Source organism: Okeania sp. SIO2F4 (assembly GCF_010672385.1).
Classification (GTDB): Bacteria; Cyanobacteriota; Cyanobacteriia; order Cyanobacteriales; family Microcoleaceae; genus Trichodesmium.
Genome location: NZ_JAAHGT010000273.1, coordinates 1 through 10,617, shown reverse-complemented (window position 1 = coordinate 10,617; position 10,617 = coordinate 1). Strand labels below are relative to the sequence as shown.

The window sequence follows — 10,617 nt, the reverse complement described above, 5'->3', positions numbered from 1 at the left end:
AGCCTGGGCAAATGTGGAACAAAATAGCCGAATTCTTGATGTTGGAACCGGAACAGGGCTAATTGCCTTAATGTCCGCTCAGCGATCGAGTGCAACGATCCATACTGATTTTATCGGTAAATTGCTATATATTTTTTGTTTTCCGAGCCTCTAATTAAACCAAACTTTTTTTTACTAATTTATGTTACTTACCGAAAAATAAAGGTTGAAAGCCTCTCCTTTCAAAGAGAAAAAAATTCCTTTTAACCAATCCTCTTCTTGAAAAGAAGAGGTAATTATTAATTATTAATTGTTAATTATTGAAGAACAGCTTCTAGTAAACGAGAATAATAGAAACTGGTGCTAGTCATTGCTTCTCTTTGAATAGAAAAACCATTACTTTCAATAATTTTGATAATATCCGCTTCCCGATGCTGATAAGCACGAGTTGTTTTGCTTGGACCAGGAAATAACTCTCCTACTTTTTTCAATATACTTAGAGCTAAAGTTTTTGGTGCAAAGCTAATAATTAACCGTGACTCAGCCAAAGATATTAAATGATTAATCATCGCTGCAACTTGGTCTTGAGGATAATGGATCAACACATCTAAACAAACAACTGTATGATACTTACCACTTAAAGCTTCTAAGTCTTGAGCCACAAAATTAACATTATCTATACTAATTAAACTAGATTTGGCACGCTGATATGCCTCGGATACCATTTTTTCTGATATATCACTACCATAAATAACTGCTCCAGCTTTGGCTAAGGGAATACTCAAACTACCAACCCCACAACCAGCATCACATATTGATAACCCTGATAAATTATCATCTGCTTGTAGCCAACTGAGGACAGTATCCACAGTTTGTTGATGTCCTTTCCTAATATCTAATTGTACCTTATTTACTTGGCCATCTCCATAAATTCTTCGCCATCGGTCAAAACCAGTTGAATTAAAATACTCCCTGACAATTGTTTTATCGTCTGTTTTTGTCATTTCTCTACTTAATGTTATAGTGATTCTCCAGTACGCTTACAAAGATTTATACTCTATCAGAGTCAGCTTTGATATGGCCAATTACCAATAAACAGCCGATCGATAGGATGCTAGCAACTTGACTTGATTATTATGCCTTACTTTGGGGCAAAAAAAATTGTCACTATTAAAATTGGATTGCCCAACTTAGTTCTGAGAAATGCTTAACAGAATAAATTTATTGACTTTTATTACTATCACCTGTATAATAAACTTTTTTTTACCAGCCAATGCTGAAAAGTTACGAGTTGGTGTCGCTGGATCGCCTCCTTTTGTAATTAAGGATAATTCTGTCAAAGGTATCAGTATTGAGATTTGGCAAGAAGTAGCTTTATCGGAAGAACTAGAATACGAATTTATTCCACAAGATAGTGTAGCTAGTAGTATTGACAGTATGACGAAAGGAGAACTAGATGTTGTTATTGGGCCAATAAGTATAACTTCTGAACGCCTAGAAAAAATTGCTTTTACTCAACCTTACTTTCTTTCCAATATTGGTTTATTAATTACTGCTGAAAGACCTACTATCTGGAGTAGAGTTAGACCTTTTTTTGGCCTAGCTTTTATTTCTTCCGTTTGTTTGTTAATAGTTCTACTATTTATAGTGGGTAATCTTTTATGGTTAGCTGAAAGACGGCGCAACACAGAACAATTTCCTGAAGATTATTGGCATGGAGTGGGAAATGGTATGTGGTTTGCTGTGGTAACTTTAACCACAGTGGGATATGGCGATCGTATTCCTATAACTAAAGCTGGACGTACTATTGCTGGGGTTTGGATGATTATCACTATGGTAACAGTTTCTTCTCTGACTGCTGGTATAGCTACTACCTTAACTCTTTCTTTGTCTAATCAAACAGTTGCAGAGTTTAGTTCTCCTGAAGATATTAATAATGCTAGAATTTCTGTAGTTAAAGGTTCTACTGGAGAAAGATGGGCAGAGTTTTATGGAGCGCGTATTAGTCAGACTCAGACTTTGGTAGATGCAATTAATTTACTCAAGTTAAATGAAGTGGATGGTGTGGTTTTTGATGTTCCTGCTCTTCAGTATTATTTACATAATAATCCTAAAGAGCGCTTGAAGTTGTCTCAAGTTTCTTTTGCTAGTGAAGCTTATGGTTTTATCGTCTCTCCCGATCGCTCTTTTCTCAAGAATCTTGATATTAGACTTTTAGAAATGAAGGAAAATGGCAAGATTAAAGAGATAGAGTCTAAGTGGTTATCTTATTCTAAGAGGAAGGGAATAGGGAATAGGGAACAGAAGTGATTTTGCCACGGATAGCTAACAATGATTTTGCCACGGATAGCTAACAATGATTTTGCCACGGATAAACGGATTAGTATATAGTTTTTTTTAAGCAGTTTTATCTCACTCGTAGTTAAGATTAAATCAAGTATTAATTCACCATTCTCTAAAATTTTTATTATCTGTAAATTGACGATATTATTCTGTATGTTCACGAAGAAAAAGTTAGAATTTTGTGGGTTGCTATAATTTCTAGCATTTTAATACTCCCCATCTTCTCTGACTTTTTCTGGCAACTCTCCTGATAAAAATTTCCACACTTTATCCTCATTTTCCCAGGTAATACTACCACAAGAAGTGCTAGATAGGGATTTGGCTATGGATAAACGGATTAGTATATGCTGATTTTTTTTCAGCAGTTTTACCTCGATTATAGTCAAGATTACATAGAGTATTAATTCACCATTCTCTAAAATTTTTATTATCTGTAAATTGACGATATTATTCTAGATGTTCCCGAATAAAACGGGGTAATTCTTGATTAAATTGATTTGCCAAGGTCAGTTTGGCATTTTACGAGTTGCTATAATTTCTAGCATTTTAATATTCTCTATATTCTCTAACTTTTTCTGGCAACTATTCTAATAAAAATTTCCACACTTTATCCTCATTTTGCCAGGCAATACTACCACCGAAACGGTTATTAAATTCTTTGATTATTTGACTGATTTGATCTGATACCAATTACTAAAAGTAATGCCACGCTTTAGCTTACTAAAAGTAATGCTACGCTTCAGCTAGACTTCAAAAGTTAAATATTTGCCAAGGTTTAAAGTCTTTTTTTGACAATTATTAATCGGTCAGTATTGATTTTTCCTACTTTTACTTCTCCCCTCACCCCCCACACTCCCGTACGGACGTTGCATAAGGGCGTCCCTACCCCACCCAATTAGATATAGCATTCTTTTTGAGAAATGGTATGACCTACTTTCAGAATTTCCACTAAAAATATTATCGGTAATGGGAGACAAGATATTTTCTCTACTTAAACTAATACTTTGACTTCCTAAAAGCTCTACTCGATCGCTATCAATATCCACACTATTAATAATTCCTTCTGAAAAATCAGATAATCCTGATTTTGGCAGTTTATTAACTAACAATTTAAGAAAAGTATTTCAACTCTCCTAATAGGAATTTTTCCAACTTTTAACCTGCACTAAAAATTGATAATTTCTCACAAAAATTGTAGCTTTATTCTGAAATTATATTTTTTCCCAATTCCCTAAATTGGAATCATAATTATCCACGCCAATATCTATAATTTACTCCCTACTTTCCCGCGAATCTCCTAATGGTAATTTTCCAACTTTTAACCTGCACTAAAAATTGATAATTTCTCACAAAAATCGTAGCTTTATTCTGAAATTATATTTTTTCCCAATTCCCTAAATTGGAATCATAATTATCCACGCCAATATCTATAATTTACTCCCTACTTTCCTGCGAATCTCCTAATGGTAATTTTCCAACTTTTAACCTGCACTAAAAATTGATAATTTCTCACAAAAATCGTAGCTTTATTCTGAAATTATATTTTTTCCCAATTCCCTAAATTGGAATCATAATTATCTACGCAAATATCTATAATTTACTCCCTACTTTCCCGCGAATCACCACTCAAAAACATATCCATAAAATCCCGTAAATATTCCGGCGAATAAACCTGAAAATTTGCCAAACTATCCTCTAAGTCGTGGAGGCGATCGCTATCTGTTTGTTCACTCAAAATAGTAGTTTGATAAAATAAATGACACTATTTATTGTTGTTCATAAATTGGAGTAAGTGACACAGAGAGACATGAATATTTATCAGCTCCAAGATTTTGAATTGTTGCTTGGATAAAAATTGATGTTTTCCACAAATCATCAGCCCCTGACTTCGTAAACAGATATAAATAGTCCTTTAAAATAATAGATTCTTTGGGAACTGCTTTAATAAGATATTCTGCGAAACAAGCAAAACCAGAATATTTTTTCAACTGAAAAGTTTTTTGTACTGTTCCTCCACTTCTACCAAAAAGAATATCGCCTTCCGATCAAAGAAACTCTTTAGCTAAATTAATTTATAAACTTCTGAAAGTATCATTTATAAGTTTTCTATTTCCGTCAAAATCAGTAATTCTAATGTAACGAGGTTGGCTTTTATCTGCATCTGAAAAATCCAGAAAAACCTCAGTTATCCTCTCAATATCCTCCCCCCGCAACTCACAATTTTTCTTGCCAAAATTTTTCCTTAATTTCCCATACCATTCCGTTGCATCTATCAACTGCACCTTACCCGGAAGATGAACAGTTTTTTGATTAGAAAGAATCCAAATATAAGTAGCAATGCCACTGTTAGAAAATATATTTAATGGCAAACAAACAATACATTCCAAGCAATCATTTTCAATCATCTGCCGCCGAATATTAGTTTCCCCACTACCAACATCTTCCCTAAATAAAGCCGAACCATTATGTACAATAGCTATCCGACTTCCCAACTTTGTCGAATCTTTCATTTAAGAAAGTTTATTCACCAAAAATAATAATTACCCGTCGCTACTCCGGGGAATAAGTTGCAATTCTTCCTCCTGATACCTAACCAAAAAAACACTATCTTTTATCTCCTTTTTTCTCCCAACTAAAATTTTATCTTGATCGACTTTCCAAGATTTGCCATAAGGAGGATTAGCCAACATAAAATAAAACTTTAAATCGGGAAAAGCATCATTAGCAAGAGTCGAAGCATACTTACAGCACTTTGCGCGCATGATGAGGTACAGTTGAAGACTAATCTCTCTTCCCTATTTACTAAAGTGGTAAAACTTTGTACCTCACTAACTCCGAAATTGCTGTAATATTATCCATATATTTTTCCTTAATTAATATATCCGCCTGACATATAGCATAAATTTCTGGATTGACCTCTTGCCCATACAAATAAATCATTACTTTTTTTCCCATTCCTGTTACAAACTCTTGCCAAAAATTCTCTGCCTCGGTCAACATTTTACGAGAACCGCAGGCACAGTCATAAACTAAATAAGTTCCCTTTTTAATCTTGTCTTTCACAGGCATAAAAATTAAATTCACCATTAACTTAATAATGTCGCGGAGGATAAAATGTTCTCCTGCCTCTTCATTATTTTCTTCATTAAATCTTCTAATCAATTCCTCAAAAACATAACCCATCCCCAAATTAGATAAACCAGGTTGAATAACTTTACCTTTTTTATCTTTTATCGCTTCCGGACTGAGATTAATATCCGAGTCAGTCAACTTTTTAATTAAAGAATAAAGGCAGTTATTTTCGACCAAAGTTTCTAACTGGTTGCAGAACTTAAATTTACTGATAATTTCCTGTACATTTTCGCTCAAGTCATTCAGATAATCTATCAAATTATCTTTAATAAAATTAGGTTCATCCAGTAATTTTTTCAGAGTATAGACTGAGATTAATATCCGAGTCAGTCAACTTTTTAATTAAAGAATAAAGGCAGTTATTTTCGACCAAAGTTTCTAACTGGTTGCAGAACTTAAATTTACTGATAATTTTCTGTACATTTTCGCTCAAGTCATTCAGATAATCTATCAAATTATCTTTAATAAAATTAGGTTCATCCAGTAATTTTTTCAGAGTATAGGAGGAAGTATTATAAAAAGGATATTTAGTGATTTTTATTAATCCAGATTTATCAGTAAAATTCATTTTTTCATAAAAATCATTCTCTTTTACAACTGCTGTTTTAGTAGATTCAAGCAAACAATCTAACCGCCGAATAACAGTCATCAGCAAAATGACATCTCGATATTTTCCCCTAATATAAACATCCCGCAAAACATCATCAGCAACTCCCCAAATAAAACTAACAATTCTGTTATGTGTAGCGTTATCCATTCTCGTAATTTATAGTTAAAAGTAATGTAAGCATTCAGCTATTAGCGGTCAGCTATCAGCTTTTTAATAGACATCTCCAGACAAGAGAGAGTAGGGGTAGGAAGTAGGGGGAAAGAATTGATAATTGCTGTGGGATAATTGATTTGATTTTTTATTATTGGAGATGTCTAATGAATAAAGCAAGTATTCATTTAATTTCTACTACATTCTCAACCAGAGATTCGTACTCTGAAGCTTTGATAAAATTGTTTTTTTCTCCTTTCAAGGTAATCAAGCTGATAGCTGTTAGCGTTAGCGTTAGCGCAGCTCCTCTGTAGGAGGCAGCTCCTCTGCAAGAGGCAGCTCCTCTGTTAGCGCAGCTCCTCCGGAGGAGGCAAGAGGCTAGCTGACTGCTGAATGCTTACAAAGTAATTAAAGTCGAGAATTAAATTTTACATCAGATTCGGTTATTAATGTGGTAAAATTGATAGGATAAATATTTTTTGCTTTTTCCCTATCCTCCAAGCAATTTTCCCTGTTCCCTATTCCTTAATTTGGCAAAAAAGAAAAAATGTAGGAAAATCAGATTTAACCTCCCTACAGTAATTCCCAAGACCTCTTGCAAAAGTTTTAATTAAATCAATTTAGAGATATAGAATCAACAACTTCATCCCCCCTATTCCCTATTCCCTATTCCCTGACTTCTGCAAGAAGTATTTAGATTAATTGAGACTTTCTATTTATGAGGTAAGAGGGCAGCAAAATTTTCCAAAGAATCAATTAAAACTGCAGTTTTAGTTAACTGTTTTAGTTGCTGAATATTATCAATTTGACTAACAGCATCCACAATATTTGCAGGTACATTTTCAAACCTAGTTTATAACACTATTATAATTGATTTATGAGCAGATTTTACTATCCCAATATGTTCTCATTTCTCTAAACAAATATGTTCAATACTGGAAAGATAAGGCATCTTTTTCTCCACCTCATAATTATATATTTCTGCTGGAAATTGTCTTTTCAATTCCTCATTATCAATGATCAATTATCCATTATCCATTATTCTCTGCCAACCCAACTCTATCTCTTGTGGTTTTGGAGACCAAACCCCTACATTATTTACCCGCCACCTTAATAAATCTTTCCCACAGTTGCCAATAATTTCACTCTCCATTCCTAACGCCTTTCGAGGTGCAATAGTCGCCAAATAAATTCCCATCTCCACATCACAAATTCCCCACTTCACCAAATTATTAACTCCAACCAATAAAGGCAAAGTCGTTCCTGCTAGAGTTCCATCTTGTAATCTAACCGTACCGTTTTTAACTTCTATTTCTCTAGTATCCCAAGGATAAATTCCATCTGCTAATCCTAAAGGTGCTAAAGCATCACTAACCAAAAATATTCCCTGCTGATATTGACTCGCTTTCAACAAAATTTCGATCATTGTTGAACAGACGTGTTGACCATCAGCAATTAAACCGCACATAACGTCAGGATTTGTAATTGCTGCTCCTAATAATCCTGGTTTTCGATGATGTAAACTCGGCATAGCATTAAAAGCATGAGTTACCATTGAAGCTCCCAATCTAAAAGCTACTTCTGCTTGATTCGCTGTCGCTTGAGAATGCCCTAAACTAACTGTAATTCCTAGATTTTTTAAGTAGGGAATTACTGTTTCTGTGTTGTCTAATTCTGGAGCTAAAGTAATTATTTTAACTGTTTGAGCATAATCGCCTATTACTTGTTTGACATTTTCGATGGTTAATGGTAGTAAATATTCCTTAGGATGAGCGCCTCGCTTTTCTGGATTGAGAAAAGGTCCTTCTAAATGTACCCCTAAAATTTTTGCCCTTTCTTGCTGTGAAGGTTGAGAGGCCAAATTGTGGAAGATACCGAGCGATCGCTGAATATTATCTATAGAAGTAGTGACAATAGTAGGCAAAAAAGCGTCTATTCCTTGTTGCCATAAATATTGAGAAATTTCATATATTTTGGTTATGGAAGTTTCATCTACTTCAGGAAAGGGTAAACCTAAAGCACCATTAATTTGTAAATCAATTCCACCTAGAGAAACCCAGTCTTGTTCCACATCAATAGTGGTAGATGTGGTAGGCAAAAGTTCTTCAGTTTGAGGGATAATTTGCTCAATCTTGCCAGTGGAATTGATTAAAATTTGCTGTAGGTCTTGATAACCAGGAATTTTAGCGTTAATAATTTTGTTAGTTAAACTCACAATTTTAAATTTTAAATTACAGCTAGGAATATACAGTAGTTTGTAACTTTATGAGGCAAAAAATTATGGGTAATTAGGTAATATGAAATACTAAAATTTTTGCTACAAATGCTTAGGCTGTTTCCAGGAGTCAGGAGTCAGTAGGAATAATCTATATATCATTTATTAGAGGAAAAATCTGTTTTTGGTCAAATCGACATTTCTAAGTCAAGTTTTTTAACCAGCTAAATTGTTCGTAGCATTCTTTTTTATATTTCATATAATATAGCAATCAGGAATGATTTTGATAGAATTTAAGAACTACTAAGATAAATCAAAACCCTTTTATCTTCTGACTCCTGTACGGGCGATTTGCTTTTCGCCCCTACGACTCCTGACTCCTAAATTACCACTAAAATCTCACAACTGAAATATGATTACTATATAGCTCTACGCGCAAGTCAAAAGTCACTCATGCAAAAGGCAAAAGTAATCTATAACTGAGCTTCATAATTTACCAATGTTCGCGCCCTAAATGCGTAGCACTATAGAAAAGAGGAAATAGAGATTATGGTAAAAATTCGGCACTTAGCGATCGCTCATTAATTTCAAAATTTTTCAGGTATTATGGCAGTATTGAAATACTGAAGTACAATTTAAAAGTATGGATTGAAGTACATGATATGAAATATCCGTAATAAATATTTTTTATTCGCAAAAAAAGCTGAATGCTTACAGACTATGTAAAACTATATTTCACCACCTTTAAAAATACCTTATTAGAATTTTTCTTAAATTGAAAGGGAACTTAAGAATAAATTTTTAGTCAAAACAAATCTATTAAAATGCAGAAAAATCTACTTAAAATTTCTACTCTAAGCTTTCTGTTTATAACTGTTATATTTGCACAAAAAAGTCAAGGTGCAACTATCACATCTGCACCTCCCATATCATTTCAAGTGAGCCAGGTAGCACAATGGTTCACAGGCTTATTTAACAATACAAAACAAGTAACTAATAACCCAATAGTCCCTCAAATTACAATGTTGAATTGTGGGGTTAAACTTATCGGGAATGACTTGATGAAAAATACAGAAACAATTTATTTAGAGCAAACAACAGGAGGATTTCCATTTCGGGTAAGGTTGTATTCTTTTTTCAGTAATGATGACTCTCAACTTACTATTAGTATTAGTCGTTTCCTTGATGAAACTTCTTTACTAGGTTTATGCGGTCGCCCTGAAATAGAACAATTTATTAATGCTAAAAATTTAGATAGCTTTAGTTGTGAAATTAACCTTTCTTGGTTCCAAAATAGTTATGTGGGAAATAACTCACCAGTGGGTTGTCCGACAACTTTTCCTGGAGGTAAAGTTGTTTCTGATGTTTTAATTAAGCCTAATATTATTGAGTCTTTAGATAGAGTTTTTGACAGAAATGATAATCTGTTATTTGGTACACCTATAGCTTTTCATCGAGTAGAAACAGTTCCTGAACCTTCAATATTATTCGGATTATTTGCCTTAAGTGGGTTAGGTATAGGAACAGTACGCAAACATGATTAGTAATTCTGTTTTTTTGCAGTTTAATGTGAGTTAATAATTCTTGTATAGAAGTTCAAAATTAATCATGGTAAAATTATTTCATTGAATTAGTATAAATTTTTAGACTAATTCCTTTTAGTAAGTCATCAAACAACCTATCCGTTCCATTTCTATATGGGGTAACTTTCTACTCTCTCTACTTCATTATCCCCCTAACAATTTTTTGGAGTAAGAGATTGAATGTATCAGGAAATATAAAAAATGAGATAGGGAAAAGGGAATAGGAGATAGGAGATAAGGAGAAACAAATCAAGACAAATTTCACTTAAAAATCTAGGAATATGTGTACCGAAAACCTCTCTATTTACCAGATTTAAATTCCTTCAGATTTAAATTCCTTGAAGCACTACCGCTTTTAGATTTTAGTCATTATTTGCTCTCTTAAGACTTATTTGACAAACAGTATCTAAATTAGAGTAAACCTAATAATTTCCTATGCAAAATTAATTACATATTCTATTTCTATAGATATCCTGTTCCCTGTTCCCTCTTCCCTATCTCAACTTTAGGATTTATATAAAATTCTTTTTTCCAAATGGTATAAAAGAAAAAACTAACTGCTAATTTCTAATAACTGATAACTAAATATATGAATCCCATAGTCG

Annotated in this window: 12 protein-coding genes; 2 read left to right on the top strand and 10 right to left on the bottom strand. The window is 33.3% G+C overall.

The window, feature by feature from the left end; all coding sequences use genetic code 11:
* Window positions 1–296: 296 nt before the first annotated feature.
* The gene (gene bchM, locus F6K22_RS18095; protein WP_293100648.1) at window positions 297–983 is read right to left on the bottom strand and encodes a magnesium protoporphyrin IX methyltransferase; all 687 of its coding nucleotides are present in this window, start codon (window positions 981–983) and stop codon (window positions 297–299) included.
* A 199-nt stretch (window positions 984–1,182) separates the two neighbouring features.
* Here bchM and F6K22_RS18090 point away from each other — a divergent pair, with 199 nt between their 5' ends.
* On the top strand, window positions 1,183–2,289 hold the full coding sequence (locus F6K22_RS18090; RefSeq protein ID WP_293100646.1) for a transporter substrate-binding domain-containing protein: 1,107 nt from the start codon (window positions 1,183–1,185) through the stop codon (window positions 2,287–2,289).
* Window positions 2,290–2,528: 239 nt separating this feature from the next.
* Here the strand turns inward: F6K22_RS18090 and F6K22_RS18085 are convergent, their stop codons facing one another.
* The 9 genes from F6K22_RS18085 to nagA all read right to left on the bottom strand — a co-directional run bounded on the left by F6K22_RS18085 (window position 2,529) and on the right by nagA (window position 8,429).
* A complete protein-coding gene (locus tag F6K22_RS18085) occupies window positions 2,529–2,708 on the bottom strand; it encodes a hypothetical protein (protein ID WP_293100643.1) in 180 nt (59 codons plus the stop codon).
* A 420-nt stretch (window positions 2,709–3,128) separates the two neighbouring features.
* Complete coding sequence (locus F6K22_RS18080) at window positions 3,129–3,431, bottom strand: hypothetical protein (protein ID WP_293100640.1); 303 nt, start codon at window positions 3,429–3,431, stop codon at window positions 3,129–3,131.
* A 488-nt stretch (window positions 3,432–3,919) separates the two neighbouring features.
* A complete protein-coding gene (locus F6K22_RS18075) occupies window positions 3,920–4,057 on the bottom strand; it encodes a hypothetical protein (RefSeq protein WP_293100637.1) in 138 nt (45 codons plus the stop codon).
* A gap of 31 nt (window positions 4,058–4,088) precedes the next feature.
* Window positions 4,089–4,310: a restriction endonuclease subunit S domain-containing protein gene (locus F6K22_RS18070; RefSeq protein ID WP_293100634.1), complete on the bottom strand. Its 222-nt coding sequence runs from the start codon at window positions 4,308–4,310 to the stop codon at window positions 4,089–4,091.
* An 84-nt stretch (window positions 4,311–4,394) separates the two neighbouring features.
* Entirely contained in the window at window positions 4,395–4,832 is a 438-nt protein-coding gene (locus tag F6K22_RS18065; protein ID WP_293100631.1) for an N-6 DNA methylase, read from the bottom strand.
* A 30-nt stretch (window positions 4,833–4,862) separates the two neighbouring features.
* The gene (locus tag F6K22_RS18060; RefSeq protein ID WP_293100628.1) at window positions 4,863–5,084 is read right to left on the bottom strand and encodes a hypothetical protein; all 222 of its coding nucleotides are present in this window, start codon (window positions 5,082–5,084) and stop codon (window positions 4,863–4,865) included.
* A 40-nt stretch (window positions 5,085–5,124) separates the two neighbouring features.
* Window positions 5,125–5,712 carry an N-6 DNA methylase gene (locus F6K22_RS18055; RefSeq protein ID WP_293100625.1) on the bottom strand — a complete coding sequence of 196 codons (588 nt, stop codon included), beginning with the start codon at window positions 5,710–5,712 and terminating at the stop codon, window positions 5,125–5,127.
* Window positions 5,713–5,734: 22 nt separating this feature from the next.
* Complete coding sequence (locus F6K22_RS18050) at window positions 5,735–6,211, bottom strand: type I restriction-modification system subunit M N-terminal domain-containing protein (RefSeq protein ID WP_293100623.1); 477 nt, start codon at window positions 6,209–6,211, stop codon at window positions 5,735–5,737.
* A 1,027-nt stretch (window positions 6,212–7,238) separates the two neighbouring features.
* Entirely contained in the window at window positions 7,239–8,429 is a 1,191-nt protein-coding gene (gene nagA / locus F6K22_RS18045; RefSeq protein ID WP_293100620.1) for an N-acetylglucosamine-6-phosphate deacetylase, read from the bottom strand.
* Between the two features lie 824 nt (window positions 8,430–9,253).
* On the opposite strand from nagA, the gene F6K22_RS18040 reads away from it, so the two are divergent.
* The gene (locus F6K22_RS18040; RefSeq protein ID WP_293100617.1) at window positions 9,254–9,973 is read left to right on the top strand and encodes a chromophore lyase CpcT/CpeT; all 720 of its coding nucleotides are present in this window, start codon (window positions 9,254–9,256) and stop codon (window positions 9,971–9,973) included.
* The last annotated feature ends 644 nt before the right edge of the window (window positions 9,974–10,617 follow it).